Origin of the sequence: Aquincola agrisoli (assembly GCF_036621135.1) — a bacterium.
GTDB classification, from domain to species: Bacteria; Pseudomonadota; Gammaproteobacteria; order Burkholderiales; family Burkholderiaceae_C; genus Aquincola; species Aquincola agrisoli.
The window spans coordinates 22,961-46,827 of sequence record NZ_JAZIBG010000019.1; the positions used below are offsets into that span (position 1 = coordinate 22,961).

General features: G+C 71.6%; 22 protein-coding genes. 12 read left to right on the forward strand and 10 right to left on the reverse strand.

Going from position 1 to position 23,867, the window contains the following annotated elements; genetic code table 11:
• Window positions 1-249: 249 nt before the first annotated feature.
• The 8 genes from V4F39_RS06385 to V4F39_RS06420 all read right to left on the reverse strand — a co-directional run bounded on the left by V4F39_RS06385 (window position 250) and on the right by V4F39_RS06420 (window position 9,565).
• A complete protein-coding gene (locus V4F39_RS06385; protein ID WP_332288480.1) occupies window positions 250-801 on the reverse strand; it encodes a DUF3299 domain-containing protein in 552 nt (183 codons plus the stop codon).
• Complete coding sequence (locus V4F39_RS06390) at window positions 798-1,694, reverse strand: tetratricopeptide repeat protein (RefSeq protein ID WP_332288481.1); 897 nt, start codon at window positions 1,692-1,694, stop codon at window positions 798-800. Before V4F39_RS06390 ends, V4F39_RS06385 begins: the two co-directional genes overlap by 4 nt.
• A gap of 4 nt (window positions 1,695-1,698) precedes the next feature.
• Window positions 1,699-3,993 carry an MBL fold metallo-hydrolase gene (locus tag V4F39_RS06395; RefSeq protein ID WP_332288482.1) on the reverse strand — a complete coding sequence of 765 codons (2,295 nt, stop codon included), beginning with the start codon at window positions 3,991-3,993 and terminating at the stop codon, window positions 1,699-1,701.
• A gap of 365 nt (window positions 3,994-4,358) precedes the next feature.
• Window positions 4,359-5,504 carry a c-type cytochrome gene (locus tag V4F39_RS06400; protein WP_332288483.1) on the reverse strand — a complete coding sequence of 382 codons (1,146 nt, stop codon included), beginning with the start codon at window positions 5,502-5,504 and terminating at the stop codon, window positions 4,359-4,361.
• Window positions 5,505-5,514: 10 nt separating this feature from the next.
• Complete coding sequence (locus tag V4F39_RS06405) at window positions 5,515-6,351, reverse strand: ABC transporter ATP-binding protein (RefSeq protein WP_378235061.1); 837 nt, start codon at window positions 6,349-6,351, stop codon at window positions 5,515-5,517.
• The gene (locus V4F39_RS06410; protein ID WP_332288484.1) at window positions 6,345-7,388 is read right to left on the reverse strand and encodes an ABC transporter permease; all 1,044 of its coding nucleotides are present in this window, start codon (window positions 7,386-7,388) and stop codon (window positions 6,345-6,347) included. The genes V4F39_RS06405 and V4F39_RS06410 overlap by 7 nt, the downstream gene beginning before the upstream one ends.
• 11 nt (window positions 7,389-7,399) lie before the next feature.
• A complete protein-coding gene (locus V4F39_RS06415) occupies window positions 7,400-8,419 on the reverse strand; it encodes an ABC transporter substrate-binding protein (protein ID WP_332288485.1) in 1,020 nt (339 codons plus the stop codon).
• Window positions 8,420-8,473: 54 nt separating this feature from the next.
• Window positions 8,474-9,565 (reverse strand): LLM class flavin-dependent oxidoreductase, encoded by a 1,092-nt coding sequence (locus tag V4F39_RS06420; protein WP_332288486.1) that lies wholly within the window; start codon window positions 9,563-9,565, stop codon window positions 8,474-8,476.
• 178 nt (window positions 9,566-9,743) lie between these two features.
• On the opposite strand from V4F39_RS06420, the gene V4F39_RS06425 reads away from it, so the two are divergent.
• From V4F39_RS06425 to V4F39_RS06440, 4 genes are all read left to right on the forward strand, one after another.
• Entirely contained in the window at window positions 9,744-10,952 is a 1,209-nt protein-coding gene (locus tag V4F39_RS06425; protein WP_332288487.1) for an acyl-CoA dehydrogenase family protein, read from the forward strand.
• Between the two features lie 126 nt (window positions 10,953-11,078).
• A complete protein-coding gene (locus V4F39_RS06430; RefSeq protein WP_332288488.1) occupies window positions 11,079-11,657 on the forward strand; it encodes a cysteine dioxygenase family protein in 579 nt (192 codons plus the stop codon).
• A 40-nt stretch (window positions 11,658-11,697) separates the two neighbouring features.
• The gene (locus tag V4F39_RS06435) at window positions 11,698-13,377 is read left to right on the forward strand and encodes a rhodanese-like domain-containing protein (protein WP_332288489.1); all 1,680 of its coding nucleotides are present in this window, start codon (window positions 11,698-11,700) and stop codon (window positions 13,375-13,377) included.
• On the forward strand, window positions 13,374-13,820 hold the full coding sequence (locus V4F39_RS06440; protein ID WP_332288490.1) for an NAD(P)-dependent oxidoreductase: 447 nt from the start codon (window positions 13,374-13,376) through the stop codon (window positions 13,818-13,820). The genes V4F39_RS06435 and V4F39_RS06440 overlap by 4 nt, the downstream gene beginning before the upstream one ends.
• Here V4F39_RS06440 and V4F39_RS06445 read toward each other — a convergent pair.
• The gene (locus tag V4F39_RS06445) at window positions 13,814-14,674 is read right to left on the reverse strand and encodes a hypothetical protein (RefSeq protein WP_332288491.1); all 861 of its coding nucleotides are present in this window, start codon (window positions 14,672-14,674) and stop codon (window positions 13,814-13,816) included. The two genes, V4F39_RS06440 and V4F39_RS06445, sit on opposite strands and share 7 nt — an antisense overlap.
• Window positions 14,675-14,840: 166 nt before the next feature.
• On the opposite strand from V4F39_RS06445, the gene V4F39_RS06450 reads away from it, so the two are divergent.
• The 3 genes from V4F39_RS06450 (at window position 14,841) to V4F39_RS06460 (ending at window position 17,209) form a co-directional block, all read left to right on the forward strand.
• Entirely contained in the window at window positions 14,841-15,038 is a 198-nt protein-coding gene (locus tag V4F39_RS06450) for a hypothetical protein (RefSeq protein WP_332288492.1), read from the forward strand.
• Window positions 15,039-15,060: 22 nt separating this feature from the next.
• Window positions 15,061-15,711, forward strand: a complete 651-nt coding sequence (locus V4F39_RS06455; protein ID WP_332288493.1) for a 2OG-Fe(II) oxygenase — start codon at window positions 15,061-15,063, stop codon at window positions 15,709-15,711.
• 91 nt (window positions 15,712-15,802) lie between these two features.
• On the forward strand, window positions 15,803-17,209 hold the full coding sequence (locus V4F39_RS06460) for a GntP family permease (RefSeq protein WP_332288494.1): 1,407 nt from the start codon (window positions 15,803-15,805) through the stop codon (window positions 17,207-17,209).
• Between the two features lie 54 nt (window positions 17,210-17,263).
• Here V4F39_RS06460 and V4F39_RS06465 read toward each other — a convergent pair whose 3' ends face one another.
• Window positions 17,264-17,986, reverse strand: a complete 723-nt coding sequence (locus tag V4F39_RS06465; RefSeq protein WP_332288495.1) for an IclR family transcriptional regulator — start codon at window positions 17,984-17,986, stop codon at window positions 17,264-17,266.
• 131 nt (window positions 17,987-18,117) lie between these two features.
• Between V4F39_RS06465 and V4F39_RS06470 the strand changes: the two genes are divergently transcribed.
• The 5 genes from V4F39_RS06470 to V4F39_RS06490 are packed head-to-tail and all read left to right on the forward strand — an operon-like array spanning window position 18,118 to window position 23,864.
• Window positions 18,118-19,545 (forward strand): FAD-binding oxidoreductase, encoded by a 1,428-nt coding sequence (locus V4F39_RS06470; RefSeq protein WP_332288496.1) that lies wholly within the window; start codon window positions 18,118-18,120, stop codon window positions 19,543-19,545.
• Between the two features lie 17 nt (window positions 19,546-19,562).
• A complete protein-coding gene (gene purB / locus V4F39_RS06475; protein WP_332288497.1) occupies window positions 19,563-20,921 on the forward strand; it encodes an adenylosuccinate lyase in 1,359 nt (452 codons plus the stop codon).
• A gap of 52 nt (window positions 20,922-20,973) precedes the next feature.
• Entirely contained in the window at window positions 20,974-21,966 is a 993-nt protein-coding gene (locus V4F39_RS06480; RefSeq protein ID WP_332288498.1) for a Bug family tripartite tricarboxylate transporter substrate binding protein, read from the forward strand.
• On the forward strand, window positions 21,963-22,850 hold the full coding sequence (locus V4F39_RS06485; protein WP_332288499.1) for a sulfurtransferase: 888 nt from the start codon (window positions 21,963-21,965) through the stop codon (window positions 22,848-22,850). The genes V4F39_RS06480 and V4F39_RS06485 overlap by 4 nt, the downstream gene beginning before the upstream one ends.
• 36 nt (window positions 22,851-22,886) lie before the next feature.
• Window positions 22,887-23,864, forward strand: coding sequence for a Bug family tripartite tricarboxylate transporter substrate binding protein (locus V4F39_RS06490; protein WP_332288500.1), 978 nt, complete (start codon window positions 22,887-22,889; stop codon window positions 23,862-23,864).
• The last annotated feature ends 3 nt before the right edge of the window (window positions 23,865-23,867 follow it).

Consider the following 23,867-nt stretch of genomic DNA (forward strand, 5'->3'; position numbering starts at 1 on the left):
GACCTCGATGAAGGGAAGGGGCGCCGCCGGCCATGCGGTGGCGGAGGCTTCGTGCGCCACGGGGTTGGTAGCGCTACCGTCATCGTAGCTTTCAGGCGTGCCGCGTCATTGATCGTTTACGCGGAGTTGTCCGGATGCTTTGTATGACGTCTTCTCGAGGCCTTGCCGCGCGAGACGCGGCATGTTCCGTGCGCACGGGATGTCAGCCCGCGGCCGGCCGCCGGCTGCGGGCATGGCGGCGCCGGCTCCTTAGCGCTGCGTCGCCGTGTACCGCTCCACTCGGACGCCTTCCAGCGCGTAGCCGCTGCTGCCGTGCACGGTCGTGGCGCGCCGGGCCGTCAGGCGGCCGCTGATCCAGACCGTGTCCATCGTGCTCAACGACTTGTTCGGCTTGTCCAGCCGTACATGGATGATCTGGTTCGACGCCGGGGGCGGGGTGTGGATGCAGGCGCCGTAGTGCGGCACCAGCAGCAGCTCCCGCAGGCCCTGCGCGCCCGGATCGAGCGGCACGACATACCCCGGCACGCGGACGGACTGGCCGTCCATCGCCATGTTCAGCGGCGCCTCGTCCCAGACCTTGCGCAGCCGCTGCAACGCCGCAGCCGCACGCGGGTCGTCGTCGGAGAGCCGCGTCATGTCGATGCCCTTCAGGTCGCCCTGCCTGAAGTCGGCCCAGGGGTCCCAGTCCTTCGGCAGCAAGTCGTCCCAGCCGATGGTGCGGAAGGAGGGGCCCTGGCCAAGCGCGGGCCCGCAGAGCAGTGCGGCCAGCGCGGTGCACGCCCATCGGCGCCGGGGGTTCATGGGCGGGGCTCCTGCGGCGCGGCGGGTGAGAACGGGGCCAGCTTCTGGAAGAGCAGCGGGCCGGCGAGGCTGGGCAGGTCGTGCTCATGGTCGTCGTGGGGCGCCACGCCTTCGCGCGACTTGCGCAGCCAGACACGTGCCAGCGCCGGGTCGCGGGTCACCCCCTCGCCCCGCGCGTAGGCCCGGCCGAGCGCACGCTGGGCCGTCGGGTTGCCGGCCTCGGCGGCCTGCTGCAGCCACTCGAACGCGGCTCGCACGTCCTTGCGCACGCCCTGGCCGGTGGCGTGGGCGCGGTACAGGGCGTACTGCGAATTGGAGGCACAGGGCGCGTCGGCCTTCGCCGTGCTGCGGTACCAGCGCACCGCCTGGCGGCTGTCCTTGGCCGCGCCGCCCCAGCCGTGCTGGTGGAAGTCGCCCAGCATGCATTGGGCCGCCACGGCCCCTTGGTCGGCGGCGGCCCTGAACCAGCGGTGGGCGGCGGCCAGGTCCTTCGCGACCTTGGCGTTGCCGTTGAAATAGACGTAGCCGAGGTCCACCTGCGCCGGGACGTGGCCGCGGTTCGCCGCCTGCAGGAGGTAGGCCTGGGCCGCCTCCAGGTCCACCGCTTCGCCCGAGAGCCCGCGGTGGTGGCGCGCCATCGTGTAAGCGGCGGCGGCATGGCCCGCCAAGGCGGCCTGCATGAAGAGGTTCCTGGCCTGGCCGCGGTCCAGGGCGACGCCTTCGCCGGTGGCGTAGCGGCTGCCCAGCGCGAACTGGGCCTCGGCGTCGCCGCGCTGGGCGCCGGCCTGCAGGGCTTCCAGCGTCGCGGGGGCGGCCGCGCGCGCCTGGGCCGCGCACGCCGCCACGAGGGCGGCGCCCGCCAGCAGGCTCCGCAGGGCCGATGGCCGTTCCATGGCGTCAGCGGAACGTCTGCGTGACGTCGGCCGGCACGACGATCTCGCTGGCCGGGGTCAGCGTCATCGTGACCGAGCGTCCCTGCGAGATCGTCGCGAGGATCGCCTGCGCCTCGGCCAGCGAGCCCAGGCGGCGCGTGCGCAGCACCTCGCCCGGCTTGGCGTGCACGGACTCGACCGGGCCGCCGCGGTAGGTGATGCTGCGGTTCATGCCGGGGCTGAACTGCGTCAGGTTGTCCGGCAGGAAGCCCTGGTAGCCGTCCTGCACCTGCACCGACACCTGCACGTAGTAGCCCGCGGGATCGTTGGTGAACTGGTCGGTCGCCGTGACGATGCCGTTGGCCAGCAGCGGGATGGCCGGGTTCTTGTTCTGCGGGCCGACGAAGCCCTGGATGATCCTGCCGCCGTCGAGCAGCGTCGCGGTCACCGTGGGGCCGGCCTCACGGCCCGGCTTGAACGGCCCCGAGGTCTCGATGCTCTTGTAGGAAGGGTTCGCCGCATCGCTGGTCGCGTAGGAGACCACCGAGCGCCGCTTCTCGAGCTGGTTCGAGAACTCGCTCGTCAGGTTGGCGCCGGCCACGGCGGGCGAGTCGTAGACCTTGGAGCGCATCGCGTCCATCATCGTCAGCTGCCTGTTGGCGTTGGCCGGGTCGCGGTTGTACGCCTTCAGCGCCTGGTACACCTCGACGATGGGGAACTGGTTGGTGTGCTGGGGCGACACGAAGTCCACGTCGAGCGTCTGCTGCAGATAGCTGAAGCCGGACTGGAAGGCCAGACGCAACCAGCCGCTCGTGGCCGTCGGCGTCGCGAGGCTGCCGACGCCGTAGCCGCCGTGGTAGCCGAAGGTGTAGAACTTGCCGTCCACCGGGTTCTTGACGCGGAACAGCATGTTGGTGGTGCCTGGCGTGTGGCCGGGCGCCCAGATCACCATGATCTGCACGTTGCCGTAGTCGTACCACTCGTCGTACTTGTAGAAGTCCGTGGTGCGCGCACGGATCTCGGTCTCCGAGGCGGGCAGCGCGCCGGCGATGTTCCAGAGGTTGCCGCGCTGGTCCTGCTGGATGCCGGACGATTCCTCCTTCGAGGCCCACAGCTTGATGGGCTTGCCCGCGTTGTCCATCATGCGGATCTGCTCGATGACGGTGCCGTAGTGGTCACCGTGGCCGTGGGTGAGCCAGATGTCGGTCACGGCGCGCGGGTCCAGGCCCAGCAGCTCCATGTTCTTCCAGTACTGGTAGCCGCTGTTGGGCCAGCCCGCATCGATCTTGATGAACTTGTCGTCCGACTTGTCGTTGGGCGTGCCCATGTCGGCGCGGAACAGGTAGGACGCGACCTCGTTGTCGCCGACGTAGTACATCGTGTCCTTGACCATCTCGAACGGCTCGGTGCTCCGCGTGTAGGGCGCGTTGGTCACACCCGTCGCGTTGATCGCGACGTAGGGCTGCCCGGAGACCGGGTCGTTGCCTTTGTCCGCCAGCATCGGGCTCTGCGACGGCACGTCCCAGACTGGCTTGCCGTCGCTGGTGGACTTCGGCGTGAAGTACCAGATGGCGACGACCTTCGCCTTGTCCGCTTCCTGGTGGTTGCGGTCGAAGAGGAGGTAGGCGGCCTGGCGCGAGGTGGTGCTGTAGGCGTAGTCGGCGGTGACCGGGATGGAGGCGAAGTCCGACGCTGCGCTCGACGCGTAGTCCTCGGTGTTGACGTTGAAGACCTTGACGTCCGAGGCGATCTTGTAGGTTTCTTCGTAGCGCTTGATCGGCTTGTCGTAGGCACGCCCGGCCTGGTCGGCCAGCACGATGTTGCCGTCGCCGACCGTGATCGTGCCGTCGGTCTTGCCGTAGACCCAGCCGGCCGCGACCATCGGGCCGGGTACGTCCTTGTTGCGGCTGACCTCCGGTCCGTATCGGGCGACGTCGAACTGTGCGTTGGTCGACGTGCCCTTGCTCAGCACGACGTTGAAGGTCTGTGCCGGCTCCTGCGCCACCACGACCCGGTTGGCTTCGGTGCCCGCCACCCAGTCCACCAGGTTGCCGGGCACGAGCTTGGCGCTGATCGCTGCCGCGGCCTCGGCGGAGGCGGCCGTCGCGGTGAGCGTCCTGACGCCGTCCTTGGCGAGGACGGCGACGCTCACCGTCGGGTGGCCCGCGGCGTCCGTCCCGGTTTGCGGCGCGGCATACACCAGGCCGGCGGCCCGGAAGGCAGAGCGGTCGACGGCGTCGTTGCCGTCGCCGCCGCAAGCGGCCAGCGTGGCGCAGGCGATGAGCGTCGGCAGCACATGCCAGGGTCGGGTGGTCTTCACGGGAGTCTCCTTGTTGAGTTTGAAAGGGGATGGCATCAAGGCGATGGCCGGGTGAACGGGCGCAGGCCCGCCTTCGCCGTGCGTGCGGCGGCGGGTCCAAGGGTGCGGAAGGGCCGACGCTGCGGCCCGCCCGTCAGGCAGGCGAGCAGCGGGCGGGGGGCGACGTGTGGGCGGCGGGGGGCAGCGCGCGGGCCGCGGCGATGAGCAGGGTCTTCATCTCGACAAGGCGGCGGTATCGGTCTCCGACCCGCGCGGGGGTGCGTCAGGAGCGTTAACGTTAGCACTCCTGGTAGCGTTATCAAGCGTGCTTCGGGAAAACCCCGTGTTTTGCGCTTGCGGGGGCGGCGACGACTGGGAGCGCCGTGTCAGCGCGTGTGGGGCAGCCCCTGCCGCACGGCCCGCACCGGCTCGGCATCCATGCGGGCGATCAACCCGTCGAGCCCTGCGGCCGTACCGCTGCCGGCGGACCCCTCGGTGCGGCAGAGCAGGTCGTCCTCCGACCAGTCGGCCTGGCCTGGCCGGCCCAGGGCGCGCAGCCAGCCGTCGCGGTCGACGATGAACTGCAGGCCGGCCAAGGTGGCGGGCGCGCCGGGCAGGTGGCCGGCGATGCGGCCGTAGGCGCGCGCCGCCGCCGGTGCCGGCGCGATGCAGTCGGCACCAGCGGCCTCGGCGCCAGGGCCCATCACGACGGTGACGAAGCGCGGGTCTTCGATCGGCCGCGGCAGCGCACCGCCGGCGACCACCAGCCGCACGCGCTGGCCCCGCCATGCGGCCAGCGCGCGGGGGCGCTGGCCGCCATCGTCGCGACACTGCACGTCCAGTTCGGGCGCGCGCACCGGCCAGGGCCAGCTCGCCTGCCGGCGGGCGCCGTCGCCGGCCGCGAGCACCTTCATCGCGTCGAGCACTGCCCAGGTGTCGTCGGCACTCAGCGTGCCGGCGAAGCCCGGCATCGTCGGCGTGCCCCGCCGGTCCTGCAGGCCGTGCCTCACGCGCCAGAACAGCTCGCCCTCGGCCCGCTTCCACAGCAGGCCCGCGCCGAGCGTCGGCGGCCATACCGGCAGCGCGGCGGCATCGGGCCCTTCGCCGCGGCCGTCGCTGCCGTGGCAGCGCAGGCAGTGGCTCGTGTAGAGCGCCATCCCGCGCTCGATGCCCACGGCGTCGAAGGCCGTCGGCGAGCGGTGGAAGCTGGTCGGCACGGCCGCGGTCAGCACCAGACCGGGTTGCGGCCACGGTGCGAGCAGCCAGGCCGCGAAGGCCGCGGTCACCAGCGGCCAGCGCCTGCGCCGCCACAGCAGCCCGGCGGCGAGCAGCAGCAGCCCCGCTGCGGCCGCGGCCAGCGCCAGCGAGAACCGGCGCGCCAGGCCACCGTCCATCGCCAGCGTTTCCGCCGCGATGCGCCAGGGCAGGGGCCAGGCCGGCTGGCCGTCGACCGTGCCGGCCAGGCCCAGCCCGTGCAGCAACGCGAGCAGGCCGCCCTGCGCGGCCTCGACGACCGCGAGCAGCGTGTTCACCAAGGCGCGCCTACCAGGTGGCGTCCAGCCCGAGCAGCCGCAGCGCCTGGTGCCGCAGCGCGGCCAGCCGCGGGTGGCCGCGGTGGCGCGGGTAGGGCAGGGGGTTGGCGATGTCGGCCACGATGCGCGCGGGCCGGTCGCTGAACACGATGACGCGCTGCGCCATGAACAGCGCCTCTTCCACGTCGTGCGTGACCAGCAGCGCCGAGAAGCCCGCGCGCTGCCACAGCGCGACGAGTTCGCTCTGCATCGTCAGCCGCGTCAGCGAATCGAGCTTGCCCAGCGGCTCGTCCAGCACCAGCAACCGCGGGTCGTTGACCAGCGCACGCGCCAGCGCGACGCGCTGCGCCATGCCGCCCGACAGCTGGTGCGGATGCGCCTGCGCGAACTGCGTGAGGCCGACCCGCGCCAGCGCCTCGTCGACCCGGGTGCGCTGCGTCTTCAGCAGCCCGCGCGCCTGCAGGCCGAGCGCGACGTTGTCCCACACGGTGCGCCAGGGGTAGAGCGTCGGGTCCTGGAAGACGACGATGCGCGACGGATCGGGGCGCGTGATGGGTTCGCCGTCCTGCAGCAGCTCGCCTTCGGCCGCGGGTTCGAGCCCGGCCACCAGCCGCAGCAGCGTCGACTTGCCGCAGCCGCTGGGGCCCAGCAGCGCGACGAACTCGCCGGGCGCCACCACGAGGTCGACGCGGTCGAGCACGGGCAGCGGGCCCGCAGGCAGGTCGAAGTGGTGGCTGACGGCGCGGATGTCGATCTTTGCCCCTCCGAGCCGCTCGGTCGCCGGGTGCGTCGACCGGTCCGCCGCCCGCCCGCGGTCTTCCACTGTGTTCGGAACGGCGCTCACCATTTCACCGTGCCCTTCTGCCACGACAGCACACGATCGCGCACCGTGAACAGCAGCGTGATCAGCCCCGAGCACACCACCGCCATCACGATCAGCGCGGCGTACATGTTGCTGTACGAGGCCCAACCCTGCGCCCACGTGAGGTACCAGCCCAGGCCCGACTTCACACCCATCATCTCGGCCGTCACGAGGATCGAGAACGCCGCGCCCAGGCCCATGAAGAGGCCGACGAACACCTGCGGCAGCGCCGCGGGGATCGCCACCCGCAGCACCAGGAAGGTGGCCGAGGCGCCCATCGTGCGGGCCACGTCGTAGTAGTGGCGGTTGACGCCGGCCACGCCCGACCAGGTGAGCACCGCCACCGGGAAACCGGTGGCCAGCGCGATCAGGAACACCGCGGCCGCGTAGCTCGACGGAAACACGAAGAAGGCCAGCGGCAGCAGGGCCGAGGCGGGCACCGGCCCGAGGAAGCGCACCACCGGGTGCACCCAGTAGCCCACCAGCCGCGACCAGCCCATCGCCACGCCGACGACGAAGCCGGTGACCGCGCCCCAGCCCACGCCGTAGGCCAGCAGCTTGACGGAGTTGACCGTGCTGTCGCCCAGCCGCCGCCAGTCGTCGAGGTAGACCTCGGCCAGCGCGGTGGGCGGCGCGAAGAACGGCGTGGGCAGCCAGCCGAGCTTGGCGGTGAGCATTTCCCACGCGCCGAAGAGCGCTGCCAGCGCGACGATCCACGGCCCTGAAGGCCGCAGCGTGCGCAGCACCGCGTCGCCCCCGCGGCCGGCCGCGGGCGCGAGCAGCGCCACCGCCAGCAACAGCCCGGCGAGGCCGAGCGCCGCGCGGCCGAACTCGGCCGTGTAGACCCAGTCGGTGAAGCCCTCGACGCGGTTCTCCCACTGCAGCGTGAGCACGCCGACGGCGGCCCACGCGATGGCGGCCACGAGGCCCAGCCACCAGAAGCGCGGCGCTTCGGACCGTGTCCGCGCAGCGGCCCGGCGTGCAGCGCCGACGCGGGGCAGGGGGGCTTGCAGGGTGCTCATCGCAGGGCTCCTCAACCCAGCACGTGGGCGTAGACGTGCCTGGCCAGCCGCGCCGGATCGGTGCTCTGCTTCAGCACGCCCACCGAACGGAAATCGCGCGCATAGAACTCGATCTCCTTCAGCAGGTCGCCGCCCACCGGGTGGTGCTTGTGCGTCAGCGTGCCCAGCAGCGCGCGCAGGTCTTCCACCGGCACCTTGGGCGAATACTTGGCGAAGAGCTTGGCCGACTCGTTGGGGTTGTCGGCCACGTAGTCCGACGCCTGCACGATCGCGCGGGCCACGCCGGCGGCGACCGGGCGCTCCTTGCGCACCAGCTCGCCGCGGGCGCCAACGATGCAGCAGACCTTGTCCTTGTATTCGCCGGTGAGGTTGGTGGCGATCTCGGTGTAGACGCCGGGCTTGCGCTTTTCCAGCAGGTAGAGGTTCGGGTCGCCGTCGGCGATGGCCTGGATCTCGCCCTTGTCGACCGCCACGCCCAGCAGGTCGGCCGGGTACTGGCGCCAGGTCACGTCCTTGTCGGGGTCGATGCCGTTCTTCGCCAGCAGGATCGAGAAGAAGTTCTTGCCCGGCGCGGCGAGGTCGGGCACGCCGATGGTCTTGCCCTTCAGCGCCTGCAGCGTGGTGGCGCCGGTGGACTTGGCGCCGATCAGCCGCACGCAGCCGCCGTGCGAGCTGCCGATCAGCTTGACGTCGAAGCCCGCCTCCAGCGGCTTGAGCCAGCGGTGGATCATGCCCACCGCCGCATCCGCCTTGCCGGTGGCCAGCGATTCGAGCAGCTGGTCGGTCGAGCCGGTGTAGTTGATCAGGTCGACCGCCACGCCGTTGCGCTCGAAGTAGCCCAGCTCCTGCGCCGCCACCACGGGCGACAGGCAGAACGCGTTGGCGTTCCACGCGAACGTGAGCTTGCGCGGCTGCGCGAGCGCGCCGGTGGCGGCGACCGCCACCGGGCCCACCACCGCGGTCGCGCCGGCGGCGCGCAGCAGGTGGCGGCGGGTCAGGCCGGCGCCGTTGCGGGTGAATGGGTTCGTCATGCGGTCCTCCCGTTGATCGTTGTCAGGGTGTTGTCTAGGCAGGTGGCCCGGCGGTCAGGCGGCGCGTTGCTCGCGCGCGGCCAGCCGCTCGGCCACCAGCGCGCGGGTGCGCGGGATCAGCTCGCGGCCGTAGTCGATGGCGTCTTCCAGCGGGTCGAAGCCGCGGATCAGGAAGGTGGTCACGCCCAGGTCGTGGTAGTCGAGCAGCGCCTCGGCCACCTGCTCGGGCGTGCCCACCAGCGCGGTGCTGTTGGAGCGGGCGCCGGTCTCCTGCGCGATGGCCGTCCACAGCCGCTTGTCGACGCGCGTGCCCTTCTCGGCGGCAGCCAGCAGGCGCCGCGCGCCTTCGCTCTGCTGCGGGCCGCCGCGGCTGTAGCCGGCGTCCTGGCGGATCCGGCGCGTGGTCTGCAGGATGTTCTCGGCGCGGTCCCACGCGGCGCCTTCGGTGGCCGCCAGGATGGGACGGAACGACACCGAGAAGCGCACGCTGCGGCCGTGCTTCGCCGATTCGGCGCGCACGCGGGTGGTGATGTCCTTCACCTGGTCGAGCGACTCGCCCCACAGCGCGTAGACATCGGCGTGCTTCCCGGCTACCTGCAGCGCCACCTCGGACGCGCCACCGAAGAAGACCGGCACGTGCGGTTGCTGCACCGGCTTCACCTCCGAGAAGCCGGCCTCGAAGCGGTAATGCCGGCCTGCGTGGTCGAACGGCTGGTCGCTCGTCCACAGCCGGCGCAGGATGGCCAGGTACTCGTCGGTGCGCTCGTAGCGCTGGTCGTGGTCGAGGTAGTCGCCGTCGCGGCGCTGCTCGGCGTCCGACCCGCCTGAGATGAAGTGCACGCCCAGGCGGCCGCCGGTGAACTGGTCGAGCGAGGCGATCTGCCGCGCGGCCAGCGTGGGTGCCGTGAAGCCGGGGCGGTGCGCCAGCAGGTAGTGCACGCGCTCGGTGTGCGCCGCGGCGTAGGCGATGGTCAGCGTCGCGCTCGGGCCGGTGGAATGGTGTGGCACGAGGATGCGGTCGAACCCGGCGGCCTCGTGGGCCTGCGCGAAGCGGCGCACGTAGTCGCGGTCGATCGCCGGGCCTTGCGCGGCGTGGATCTCCGAGACCTTCTGGCCCTGGATCATCCCGATGAACTCGATGGTCATGATGGTGTGTGTCTCTGCAGCGGAGGTTCGTCGATGGGGGTGACGCTACGCCTCGTGCATGCGCGCCACAAAGAATCAAAACGAGGTTCGATGTGCGGATTGCATGTTTCCCAGGGGCTGGCTGCCCGCCTACGCTGTGCCTCCCGACCCAACCTCTCGCGCCCCGGGGCGACCGACGATGAGCAGCGTTTCCCTTGCCTACCAGGCGCCGCCGGCGCGTGGGCTGTTCGACGATTCACCCGCCACCCTGGCGGCGCTGACACGGCGTTTCGCGGCCGGCGCCGAGCAGCACGACCGCGACGGCTCGTTCCCCTTCTGCAACTTCCTCGAGCTGCATCGCCACGGGCTCGTGTCGGCCGTGGTGCCGACGTCGCACGGCGGCGGCGGGGCCTCGCTCGCGAGCGCACGGCGCATCGTCGCGGCGGTGGCGCGCGGCGAGCCCGCCACCGCGCTGGTGCTGACGATGACGTACCTGATCCACCGCTCGCTGTCGCGTGCCGACGCGCGCTGGCCGGCGGCGCAGCGCGACGCGGTGTTCCGCAGCGCGGTGGCCGACGGCGCGCTGGCCAACGCGCTGCGCGTGGAGCCGGCGCTGGGCTCGCCGGCGCGCGGCGGGCTGCCGGACACGGTGGCGCGGCGCACGCCGCGGGGCTGGCGCCTGTCGGGCCACAAGCTCTACACCACCGGCATCCCCGCGCTGCGCTGGCTGGCCGTGTGGGGCCGTACCGACGAGCCCGAGCCGCGCGTGGGCGTGTTCCTGGTGCCGCGCGAGCTGCCCGGCATCCGCGTGGTCGAGAGCTGGGACCACCTCGGCCTGCGCGCCTCGGGCAGCCACGAGGTGGTGTTCGAGGACGTGGCGCTGCCGCCGGAGAACGCGGTGGACCTCCGCCCGCCGGCCGATTGGGCCGCCGGTCCCGACCCCGACCAGCACGCCTGGATGATCGTGTTGCTGGGCGCGCTCTACGACGGCGTGGCGCGCTCGGCGCGGGCGTGGCTGCTGGACTTCCTCAGCGAGCGGGCGCCCGGCAGCCTGGGCGCGCCGCTCGCCACGCTGCCGCGGGTGCAGCAGGCGGTCGGCGAGATCGAGGCGCGGCTGTGGGCCAGCGATGCGCTGCTCGACGGCCTGGCGCGCGCGGCCGATGCCGGCACGCCGCCAACGGCGGCCGAGAGCGGCCTCGTCAAGTTCAACGTCACCGCCAACGCGATCCGCGCGGTGGAACTGGCGCTGGAGCTGACCGGCAACCACGGCCTGTCGCGCCGCAACCCGCTGGAGCGCCACCACCGCGACGTGCTGTGCAGCCGCATCCACACGCCGCAGAACGACAGCATCCTGCTGGCCGCCGGGCGCCTCGCGTTCGAGCGGACGGCCGGCACGGCGCCGCCGTGAGGCCGGGTGCGGCTCGTGGGCCCGGCCGCCCTGGCAACATCGCCGGCGACGGTGCGCGCACCTTGACCGGGAAGGTGTCGGTGCCATCGAACTTCATGCAGCATCCGACGAAGGGAGGAAGCGTCCATGCAAACTGATCCTGCGGTCCCCACGGCCGTTCCGCGGCTCGGGACCTTCGTCGATGCCCTGTCCGCACTGCTCGACGGCAGTCCGCCCGAGCGAGAGATCCTCGACACCGGCGGCCGCATGCTGGGTGCGCTGGTGTCGCACGACGACTGGCTGCCCGAGCCCTTCGCCCGGCCGGGCGACCGCTACCGGCAGTACGCGCTGCACCGCGACCCGGGCGGCCGCTTCTCGGTCGTGAGCTTCGTGTGGGGACCGGGCCAGGCCACGCCGATCCACGACCACACCGTCTGGGGCCTCATCGGCATGCTGCGCGGGGCGGAGTATTCGCAGGGCTACCGCTTCGCCGGCCCGGGCCGGCTCGTGCCCAGCGGCGAGGCCGTGCGCCTCGTGCCGGGCCAGGTGGAGGCGGTGTCGCCCCGCATCGGCGACATCCATCGCGTGCACAACGCCTTCGACGATCGCGTGTCGATCAGCATCCACGTGTACGGCGCCGACATCGGCACCGTCGAGCGCGCCACCTATGGGGAGAACGGCAGCCGCAAGCCCTTCGTCTCCGGCTACTCGCCGCTGCTGCTGTAAGTTCCTCCCCGATCCTTCGCCCGACCCCCTCACGCAACCCATGAGCCAGACCCTCGACCCCACGCCCATCCCCTTCGCCACGCCCGCCGAGGTGCGCGCCGCGCTGCTCGCACGCCGCGAGATCGCGCTGCTTGACGTGCGCGAGGAAGACCCGTTTGCCCAGGCGCATCCGCTGTGGGCCGCGAACCTGCCGCTGTCGAAGCTGGAACTGGAGGCCTACGGCCGCATCCCGCGGCGCGATACCGAGATCGTCGTCTACGACGACGGCGAAGGCCGTGCCGAGCGCGCGGCGCGCGGGCTGGTGCAACTTGGCTATACAAGCGTGCGCGTGCTCGAAGGCGGCCTGGCCGGCTGGCGCGACGCGGGCGGTGAGCTGTTCCGCGACGTCAACGTGCCCAGCAAGTCGTTCGGCGAGCTGGTGGAGGCCGAGCGGCACACGCCCTCGCTCGCGGCGGAGGAAGTGAAGGCGCTGCTCGACGCCAAGGCCGACGTCGTGGTGCTCGACGCCCGCCGTTTCGATGAATACCAGACCATGAGCATCCCCACCGCCACCAGCGTGCCGGGCGCCGAGCTGGTGCTGCGTGCGCGGGCGCTGGCGCCGGACCCTGCCACGCGCGTGATCGTCAACTGCGCGGGCCGTACGCGCAGCATCATCGGCACGCAGTCGCTCGTGAACGCCGGTCTGCCCAATCCCGTGGCCGCGCTGCGCAACGGCACCATCGGCTGGCTGCTCGCGGGCCAGCAGCTCGATCACGGCCAATCGCGCCGCTATCCCGCCGAGGTGCCGGCCGGGCAGCAGGCGGCGGCGCGGGCGGCCGCTGCCGACGTGGCCCGGCGCGCCGGCGTGCGGCGTGCGGGCCACGGCCAGCTGGCGGGCTTTGTCGCCGAGGCGGGCCGTACCACCTACCGCCTCGACGTGCGCACGCCGGAGGAGTACGCCGCGGGCCACCGCGAAGGTTTCCGCAGCGCGCCGGGCGGCCAGCTCGTGCAGGAGACCGACGTGCACGTGCCCGTGCGCGGCGCGCGCATCGTGCTGACCGACGAGGACGAACACGCGAGCGGCGGCGGCGTGCGCGCGGCGATGACCGCCTCGTGGCTCGCGCAGATGGGCTGGGAGGTGTGGCTGCTGGATGCACCGGCCGTCTCGCCCGCCGAACGGGTCACCGGCCCCGACGTGGCACCGCTGCCGCCGCTGCCCACGCCGCGCGGCGTGAGCCCCGCCACGCTGGCCGACTGGCTGGCGACCGGCGACGGCGCCGCGGGCGGGGGCACCACGGTGATCGACGTGACCACCAGCGCCAATCACGTCAGGCGCCACGTGCCGGGCGCGTGGTGGGCGATCCGCGCCGACCTGCGCGAGGCGCTCGGCCGCATCCCGCCGGCGCGCCGCTACGTGCTCACCTGCGGCAGCAGCCTGCTGGCGAAGTTCGCGGTGGCCGATCTGGAGCATGCGCTGCAGCAGGCGGGCCGCGACGCGGAGGTGTGGCTGCTCGAAGGGGGCAACAACGCCTGGGCCGATGCCGGCTTGCCCACCGAGTCCGGCGACGCGCACCTGGCGTCGCCGCGCATCGACCGCTACCGCCGCCCGTACGAAGGCACCGACGCCCCGCGCGAGGCGATGCAGGGCTACCTGGACTGGGAGTTCGGCCTCGTCGAGCAGCTCGGCCGCGACGGCACGCACCACTTCCGCGTCCTGCCCGCCGAAGGCGCGCTGGCGTGAGAACCGTCCTCAGCCAGTGGGGCGACACGCTCGATGCCGACTTGCGCGCGTGCCGCCGGGCCGACCATGTGGTGCTGGCCGCGCCCGGCACGCCGCAGACGCGCCACATCGTCGACGCCGCGGCGCTGGCCCATGCCCGGCCGGGGCTGCACCTCGTCAACGTGGCGCGCGGCAGCCTGGTGGATCAAGATGCATTGCTCGCCGCGCTCGACGCCGGCCGCATCGACAGCGCGTCGCTCGACGTCACCGAGCCCGAGCCGCTGCCCGCCGGCCACCCGTTCTACACGCACCCGCGCGTGCGGCTCTCACCGCACACCAGCGCCATCTCGCCGGCACAGCAGACGGCGCTGGTGGACAAGTTCGTGCGCAACCTGGCGCGGTTCGACGCGGGGGAGCGGTTGGAGGACTTGCTGGATGCGCAGCGCAGGGCGAGGGGCTACTGAGCGGGCGGTGCGGCGGCCGTGCTGCCCAAGTCCGAGAGCGCTTCGATCGTGGCATCGCCCAGCGTCACGCGCCGGGCGTTGCCGGTGGCTGGATCGAACAGCATGAGCGCCTGCGTGGTCGACAGGATCACGCGGCCGCGGGCGATCTCGTGCTGTTCCTTCACGACCCTGACGCAGCGCACGGTGGGCGCTGCCATGGCCGTGGCGGCCGGCTGGCGCCGGGGCGCCAGGCGCTGCTGGCGGGTCCGCAGCGGCTGGCACTTCTCGGGTGCGACGACCCACTCGTGGAAGAAGCTCTTGCCGGCGGCGTGTCCGATCATCGGCAACATGGCCACGGTCACCAATCCCAGCACGACGACGATCGCGGCCAAGATGACCACCAGCGGGGCCGAGACCGTGGCCAGCAGCATCACGGCGTGGCCATGCCACCCCAGGCCAGTCGCCTCCGACGGAGGCTTGCGCCATCCCACGCGCCTCGATTTCGTGCTGGGCTTGCTACTCGCCTTTCGAAAGAACAGCGTCCCTGCGATCCAGGCCACCGCCATGATGGCCATGAGGTGCCATTGCTCGGCGTAGAGCCGTAGCAGCAAGCGGGGTTCGACAAGGCTGGGGCCCATGCGCTCGAAGATCTGGTGCACTGCGATGGTGGCCAGCGTCAGCAGGTCGAACGCTGAATCGAAGGCACTGCCGGCCGGCAGCGAGAACATCGTCTCCGCGGCCAGTGCGACGCCGTAGCCCAGCAGCGCGGCACCGGCGGTCAGGGATGTCGTGCTGATGACTGCCAGCCATGCAGGCCAGTGGGTCTTCTTCGCCGGCGCGGTGGCATCCGGAGCCTGGTGTTGCGGATCCGTCATGAAGCATCTCCTCCTGAACGAGTTGGATGGCAGGGCGATGCTTTCTCGCGTGAGGCTCGCTGCGTGAGCCTGTTGCGTGTGCCACACGTTCCGGTCCGGCACGAGCTGATTGCAAGGCGCGGCGGCGTCGGGTAGATTGAGCCCGCCTCACTCAGCGGAGACCCCCATGCCATCGAGCCGTGTCCAAGCATTCTTCCGGACCTTGCGCAGCGATCCCGGGCTGCGCGGCGACTTCGATGCGGATGCAGAAGCTGTCATGGCCGAGTACGCGCTCGATGAGGCCGACCGGGCCTGGCTGCTCGACATCACCCGCCGCGAACGGGCTGCCGATCGTGGTGCGTTCAGGCCCCCTCCGGGATTCTGAGCGGCGCGGCCGGCGCGTGTTCATGACCATGCGCGTCGGCGAAGAGGAGGGCCGCGGCTTCGAGGTCGTCGACGATCTGCTGCCGCCCGCCGAGTTTGCGGCCGTGTGGCACAGCGTGCATCAGCTGCGTTACGAGACGGGTGGCGCATGGAACAAGCTCTGGGGCCTGGCCAGTCCGATGCCGGCCGTGTCGGCCAGCACGAGCAGCTTCGATCGCCCGCTCGGCGACGGGCTGGATGGCTTGATGGGGATGATGGAAGAGCGCATGCGCGCGTCTTCGTTGTTCGATCGCCCCTGGGCGGAACTCCTGGCGCTGGTGTTCCTGCAGCCCCGGGGCAGCCGGCTCGGCGCACATGGCGACTCGCGTTATGCGGGCAGCGCCGTGTTCTACGCGCACCCCGTATGGGAGCCGGATTGGGGCGGTGAGCTGTTCTTCCCGCAGATGCCGCGGCAAGACGATGGCGAGGAACCCGAGCCGCTCGACGGCCCGCTGGCCGAAGCCCGGCAACGGGCCCGCGAGGCCAGCCAAGGCACCGGCTGCTTCGTGGCTGCCCGGCCGAACCGGCTGGTACTGATCCGCCACGGCGTGTGGCATCGCACGCAGCGCGTTGATCCCGATGCGGGAGCGCATCTGCGGTGCGCGGTCGCTGCGTTTGCGGTGCCGCTGACTTGAAAGGCTTGCCCCCGCATCCTTGAGCCATCAGTGCAAACCCTGGCCCCTGCTAAATTCCGGCGTCTTTTGTATGCAGGAAGGAATACAGGGCATGGCGGGAATGCTGGCGATCGTGGTGTCGCTCTTGTCGTTGATGTACTTCGCCTACCGCGGGGTCACGGTGCTGCTGCTGGCGCCGCTGATGGCCGCGCTGGCGGTGGTGCTGTCGGGCGATCTGGCGCTGCTGCTGCCGATCTACACCCACACCTTCATGCCCGCGCTGGCCGGGTATGCGATGAACTTCCTGCCGGTCTTCCTGCTCGGCGCGCTGTTCGGACAACTGATCGCCGACTCGGGCGCCGCCCACACGTTGTCGGCCTGGATCGTGCGCGTGGTGGGCCAGCGGCATGCCGTGGTGGTCGTCGTGGCCGCCTGCGCACTGCTGACGTACGGCGGGGTGTCGCTGTTCGTGGTGGCGTTCGCGGTGTATCCCATCGCCAAGGATCTGTTCCGCACGGCAAAAATCCCCAAGCGGTTGATCCCCGCCGCCATCGCGCTGGGCTCGTTCACCTTCACGATGACGGCGCTGCCCGGCACGCCAGCCATCATCAATGCCATCCCGATCAAGTACTTCGGCACCAACGCGTTCGCGGCGCCGGGCCTGGGGCTGATGGCGGCCGCCATCATGGCCAGCGGCGGCCTGTGGTGGCTGCAGTCGCGCGTGGCGGTGGCGCGCCGCGCCGGCGAAGGCTACGGCCGGCACGATGACGAGCAGGACGCACCCGCCGTGCCGGAAGCCGAGGCTGCCGGCGCTGCCGCCATGCCGGTCTGGCAGGCGCTGCTGCCGCTGCTGCTGGTGGTGGGCGTCAACGCGCTCTTCACCTATGCGGTGTTCCCGAACGTGGACCTGGGCTTCATGCGCGAAGCCTTCCCGGCCTTGAACACGGCCACCAGCACCGGCCTGTGGTCGCTCGTCGTCGCGCTGGCGGTGGCCTGCACGGCGCTCGTGCTGATGCGCCTGGGCCGTTGGGCGGACCTCAAGGCCAGCGTCAACAAGGGCGTGTTCGGCTTCATGCTGCCGCTGTTCAACACGGCGTCCGAGGTCGGCTACGGCGCGGTGGTGGCCAGCCTGGCGGGCTTCGCCCTCATCAAGCAGGCGGTGCTGAACGTCTCGCCGAACAATCCACTGATCTCCGAGGCCATTGCGATGAACATCCTGGCGGGCATCACGGGCTCGTCGTCGGGCGGCCTCAGCATTGCGCTGGAGGCCCTGGGCGCCGACTACGTGCGCATGGCGCAGCAGGCCGGTATCGCCCCCGATCTGCTGCACCGCGTGGCGGTGCTGGCCGCTGGCGGCATGGACACGTTGCCGCACTGCGGCGCCATCATCACGCTGCTGGCGATCTGCAAGCTCACGCACCGGCAGTCGTACCTGAACATCGCCGCGGTCACCATGCTGTTCCCGATGACGGCACTGGTGCTGGTGATCACGCTGGGCAGCGTGTTCGGGAGCTTCTGACGCGGCGGGCCGCCGGCTTCAGGCCGGGTGCGCCGCGATGAGCCGGCCGCTCCTTCACACCCCCGCCCCCCGGACCGAGAACCCCTGCAGCGCCAGCTGCTCCCGCACGATCTCGGCCGCCCTGCGCTGCGCGGCCACGTCGTGCCGCGAGGCCAGGCCGATCACCACCATCGCCCCCAGGAAGCTGCCGTCGCCCTCGAACACCGGCAGCGCCACCGAGGCCATCTCGGCCACGCGCTCCGAGCGGGTCATCGCATAGCCCTGCGCGTCGATCTCGGCCTGGTGCGGCGTCTGCCCCCCGGTGAAGGCGAGCAGCACGTGGGCCGACGAGCCGCCGTCGGCCAGTGGGATGCGCGTGCCGACCTCGACATGGTGGCGAACCTCCTTCGAGGTGTTGCGGCGATACAGGCACACGCGCTCGTCGCCGCTGCGGATGTAGAAGGCGACCGTCTCGCCGGTCTGCCGCATCACCTCGTCCAGCGCGGGCTGCAGCCGGGCGCCCACTTCGAAGGTGTTGCGGTACAGCAGGCCCATGTGCAGCAGCGCCGGCCCGAGCGAATAGCTGCCGTCCTCGTGCCGGTGGACCATGCGGGCCTTCGCCAGCACGCCCAGCAGCCGCAGCAGCGTGGCCTTGTCCAGCCCGGTGGAGGCGGCCAGCTCGCGCAGCGTCATGCGCAGCCGGTCCTCGTGGAAGCTCTGGAGGATGGACAGGCCGCGCTCCAGCACGCCGGCAGGCGGCGTGGGCGGCAGATCGGTGTCGTCGAGGTCGGAGGACATGGTGGGCGGCAAGGGTGGGCGGCGGCGTGGGTCCGGATTGTTATGGCGGTTATTCCTGCTTGACAGTGCGGAGCCCATGCACCTACAGTTTTATTCATTGAACTGTAGTTCATTCAATGAAACGGCCGCAAGTGCAACACCCCGTCATCCCGGCGCTGGCTTCCCTCGTGGGCCCTGCCTACGTGCTGACCGATCCGGCCGCCACCGCGCGGTACACCACCGACTGGCGGCGCAACTTTCCCGGCGCGGCGCTGGCCGTGGTGCGCCCCGGCAGCACCGAAGAGGTGGCGCGCGTGGTGGCCGCCTGCGCCGAGCACCGCATTGCCCTGGTCGCGCAGGGCGGCAACACCGGCTTGGTGGGCGGCTCCACGCCCGATGACTCGGGGACCGAGGTGGTGCTCAGCCTCGACCGCATGACGGCCGTCCGGCGGGTCGACCCGCTGGACAACAGCATGACGCTGGAAGCCGGCTGCACCGTGCTGGCGGCGCAGGAGGTGGCGGCCGCGGCCGGCCGGCTGTTCCCGCTGTCGCTCGCCTCCGAGGGCAGCGCGACCGTGGGCGGCGTGGTGTCGACCAATGCGGGCGGCGAGCAGGTGCTGCGCTACGGCAATACCCGCGACCTGACGCTGGGCCTGGAAGTGGTGCTGCCCGACGGCCGGGTGCTGCAGGCGCTGACCGCCCTGCGCAAGGACAACACCGGCTACGACCTGAAGCAGCTCTTCATCGGCAGCGAAGGCACGCTGGGCATCGTCACCGCGGCCACCTTCAAGCTGTTCGCGCCGCCGCGCAAGGTGGTCACCGCCTGGGCGGCGCTGCGCGATCCGCAGGCCGCGGTGGGCCTGCTGGCGCGGCTCACGGAGGTGGTGGGCGAGCGGGTGACGGCCTTCGAGCTGATCGGCCGCGAAGCCCTGTCGCAGGTGCTGGCCCATGCCACGCCCGGCATGCGAGATCCGCTGGCCACGCCCTGCGACTGGATGGTGCTGTTCGACGTGTCGGAGACCTCCGCCGTGCTGGACCCGGCCCCGGCCGTCGAAGCCGTGCTGGGCGATGCCATGGAGGCGGGCGAGGTGCTGGACGCGGTGGTCGCCGCGTCGGGCCGGCAGGCGCACGAGCTGTGGGCGCTGCGCGAGCACGTGCCCGAGGCGCAGCGCCTGCACGGCGCCTCGATCAAGCACGACATCTCGGTCGCGGTCTCGCGCATCCCCGAGTTCATCGAGACGGCCGGCGCCGCGCTGCGTGCGCGCTTCCCGGGCATCCGCATCGTGTGCTTCGGCCACGTCGGCGACGGCAACCTGCACTACAACCAGAGCGCCCCCGAGGGCATGCCCGAGGCCGACTTCCGCGCGCAGGAAGAAGCGGTGCACGAGGTGGTGCACGGCGTCACCGCGCGCCTGCAGGGCTCGATCTCCGCCGAGCACGGCATCGGCCGCCTGAAGCAGGCCGCGCTGCTGCAGCACAAGCAGCCGCTGGCGCTGGAGCTGATGGCCCGCATCAAGCGCGCCATCGACCCCGCCAACACCTTCAACCCCGGGCGGCTGCTGCCGCCGGACCTCCACTGAACCGCCAGGACTTCCCCATGCCCGTTTCCGTCTTCGACATGCAATCGCTCCAGCACCTGTGGGGCACCGACGAGCTGCGCACGATCTTCGGCGAGGAGAACCGCGTCCAGAAGTGGCTCGACTTCGAGGCCGCGCTGGCCGCCGCCCAGGCCGAGCTGGGCATCATCCCCGAGGCCGCCGCGCGCGAGATCGCGGCGCAGGCCCGGGTGGAGCACATCGACATCGCCGCGATGTCGGCCGAGATCCGTCGCATCAAGCACTCGCTCGTGCCGGCCCTCAAGCAGCTGCAGGCGCGCTGCTCCAAGGAGAACGGCGAGTGGGTTCACTACGGCGCCACCACGCAGGACGTGGTGGACACCGGCGTGGCGCTGCAGCTCAAGGAGTTCCACGCCGTGGCCCTGCGCGACCTGAAGGCCGTGGGCCGCGAGCTGGCGCGCCTGGCGGTGGCGCACCGCGACGTGCCGATGGCCGGCCGCACGCACGGCGTGCAGGCGCTGCCCATCACCTTCGGCCACAAGTGCGCGCTGTGGCTCGACGAGATCGGCCGCCACCACGAGCGCCTGCAGCAGGCCGCGCCGCGGGTGCTGGTGGGCATGCTGGCCGGGGCCGTGGGCAGCCAGGCATCGCTCGGGCCGCAGGCCGAGGCGCTGGAGCGCCGCCTGCTCGACAAGCTGGGCCTGGGCACGCCGGCCATCAGCTGGGCGCCCGCGCGCGACCGCTTCGCCGAGTACGCCAACCTGCTGGCGATGATCGGCGCCACGCTGTCGAAGATCGGCAACGAGCTCTTCAACATGCAGCGCAACGAATTCGGCGAGGTGGAGGAGGGCTTCTCCGACGGCAAGCTGGGCTCGTCCACCATGCCGCACAAGCGCAACCCCACCTCGGCCGAAAACCTGGCCGGCCTGTCGCGGCCGCTTCGCTACAACGCCGCGATGATGGTCGAGGGCATGGTGCAGGAGAGCGAGCGCGACGGCATCGCCTGGAAGATGGAATGGAAGGCGCTGCCCGAGTGCTGCATGGTGGCCGGCGCGATGCTGTTCCAGGCCAAGAACCTGCTGGCCGGCCTGAAGGTGAATGCCGACGTGATGGCCGCCAACCTCGACCGCATGCGTGGCTACCTGCTGTCGGAGCGGGTGATGCTGGAGCTCTCGGAGCGCGTGGGCAAGCAGACCGCGCACGAGTGGATCTACGAGGCATCGATGCACGGCATCACCGCCAAGCTGGGCTTTGCCGATGCGATGCGCCAGCACGCCGGCCTGGCCGGGCTGCTCACCGATGCCGAGATCCGCGACTTCACCGACCCGATGCAGTACCTGGGGCAGTGCGGCGCCACCGTCGACCGCGTCGTGGCCCAGCAGCAGCACTGGCTGGATTGACCCCGAGGCGGTGCCGACGCTGCACCGCTCGATCACCAAGGAGACAACCCTCATGAAGAAGACGACTCGCCGCGCCGCGCTGGCGCGCACCCTGCTGCTGTGCGGCGCCGGCCTGCTGTGCGCGGCCATGGGCAGCGCACGCGCCGCCTACCCCGAGCAGCCGGTGAAGCTGGTGGTGGGCTTCCCGCCCGGCGGCGGCGGCGACCTCTACGGCCGCCTGATCGCCACCGCCCTGGGCAAAACGCTGGGCCAGACCGTCATCGTCGAGAACCGCACCGGTGCCGGCGGCAACATCGCGGCCGACATGGTGGCCAAGGCCAAGCCCGACGGCTACACGCTGCTGCTGGCGATGAGCGGCAACCTCGCCGTGGCCCCGGCCTTCCGGCCGCAGGCCATCCCGTACAAGGTGCCGGAGGACTTCACGCCCATCGGCCTGATCCTGGAGGCGCCGCACGGCCTGTTCGTGGCGCAGAACTCGCGCTTCAAGACGGCGCGTGAGCTGCTCGACGCGGCCAAGACGGCCAAGCTCAGCTTCGCTTCCACCGGGGCCGGCGCCGCCGCGCACATCGGCATGGAGATGGTCAAGCGCGAGGCCGGCGTGGACATGCTGCACGTGCCGTACCGCGGCTCCGGCCCGGCCATCACCGACATGCTGGGCGGGCAGGTCGACAGCTTCTTCGCCACCGCCTCGCCGCTGATCGGGCAGGTGCGGCAGGGCCAGATCCGGCTGCTGGCGGTGACCGGCGCGGCGCGCAACGCGGCCATCCCCGACGTGCCCACCTTCAAGGAACTGGGCGTCAACGTGCCCGTCACCCAGTGGTACGGCCTGGTCGCGCCGGCCGGCACGCCGCAGCCCATCGTCAAGCTCCTGTCCGAGCACCTCGCGCGGGCCCTGGCCACGCCCGAGGTGCGCGACGTCATCCGCAAGGATGCCGCCACCGAGCGGGTGCTGCCGATGGAGGAGTTCCGCCAGTTCATCGTCGACGACATCGCGCGCTACCGCGCCGCCGTCACCCCCCAACTGCTGAAGGAGATCGCGCCTTGACCGATCAACCCACTTCCACGAGCCCGGCCGTGTTCGACACCCTGGTCTCCGCCGGCCAGCTCGCCGAGGCACTGCGCTCGGCCACGCCGCCGGTGGTGCTCGACTGCAGCTTCGAGCTGACCGACCTGGAGGCCGGCCGGCGCCTGTACGAAGGCGGGCACATCCCCGGTGCGCAGCATGTGCACCTGGAGCACGACCTGTCCGCCCCCAAGACCGGCCGCAACGGCCGCCACCCGCTGCCGTCCCGCGAAGACTTCGCGCGGACGATGGCGCGCCTGGGCATCGGCGACGACACGCAGGTGGTGGCCTACGACAACGCCGGCGGCATGTACGCGGCGCGGCTGTGGTGGATGCTGCGCTGGGCCGGCCACCGCGCCGCCGCCGTGCTCGACGGCGGCCTGGCCGCGTGGCAGGCCGCCGGTGGCGCCCTCAGCACGCAGGTGCCTGCCGCGCCCGCGGCCGGCGGCTTCAGCCTGCGGCCGGCGCTGGTGCAGACGGTGGGCTTCGACGAGGTCAAGGCCAACATCGAGCAGCCCGAGCGGCTGGTGCTGGACGCCCGGGCGCCCGACCGCTTCCGCGGCGAGAACGAGACGCTGGACCCTATCGGCGGGCACATCCCCGGCGCGCGCAACCGCCTGTTCCGGGACAACCTGGGCGCCGACGGCCGCTTCAAGCCGGCCGCGCAGCTGCGCCAGGAGTTCGATGCCCTCACCGGCGGGCGGCCCGGCACCGGGCTCATCAGCCAGTGCGGCTCGGGTGTCACCGCCTGCCACAACCTGCTGGCGATGGCGCTGGCCGGCCTGCACGGCGCGGCGCTGTACCCCGGCTCGTGGAGCGAGTGGAGCGCGCAGCCCGGCGCGCCCATCGCCACCGGCGCGGCCTGAGCGGCCCGCCCTCCTGAAGCCCTCCTCGGAGTTCGCATGCTTCCCACATCCTGGTTCCGGCGCTGCACACGCGCCCTGGCCGCCGCCTGCCTGGCGGGCCTGGCTTCGGCGGCCCTGGCGGCCTACCCCGACAAGCCCGTCAAGCTGCTGATCGGCTTTCCGCCCGGCGGCGGCGGCGACCTCTACGGCCGCGCCATCGCCAACGAGCTGGGCAAGGTGCTCGGCGCCACCTTCGTGGTGGAGAACAAGGCCGGCGCCGGCGGCAACATCGCGGCCGAGCTGATGACGCAGGCCGCCCCCGACGGCTACACGCTGCTGCTGGGCATGAGCGGCAACCTCGCCAGCTCGGTGGCCATCCGGCCCACCATGCCCTACAAGGTGCCCGACGACTTCGTCTTCATCTCGCAGCTGGTCGAGACGCCTTACGGCCTCGTGGTGAGCGCCGACAATGCCAAGCTCAAGACCATCCAGGACTACATCGCCCAGGCCAAGGGCGACAAGCTCACCTACGCCTCCACCGGCACCGGCGGCGCCGCGCAGATCGTGATGGAGATGGTCAAGCAGCAGGGCGGGCTGGAGGTGCTGCACATCCCGTACAAGGGCTCGGGCCCGGTGATGACGGACCTGATGGGCGGCCTGGTGGACAGCTTCTTCGCGCCCTACACGCCGCTGATGGGGCAGATCACGCAGGGCAAGCTGCGGCTGCTGGCCGTCAGCAGCGACAAGCGCGTGCCCAGCCTGCCCGACGTGCCCACGCTGAAGGAGTCCGGCATCGACGTGGTGATGACGCAGTGGTACGGCCTGGTGGCGCCCAAGGGCACGCCCCAGCCGGTGGTCGACAAGCTGCGCCAGGCGGTGAAGCAGGCCCTGCAATCGCCCGAGCTGCTGAAGGTCTACCGCGGCGACGGCGCGCGCGAGGGCAGCCTGGCCGGCCCGGCCTTCCGCGACTTCGTGCTGAAGGACCTGGCCAACTACAAGCGCGCGGTGGAGCGCGGCAACCTGAAGATGGAATGAGCA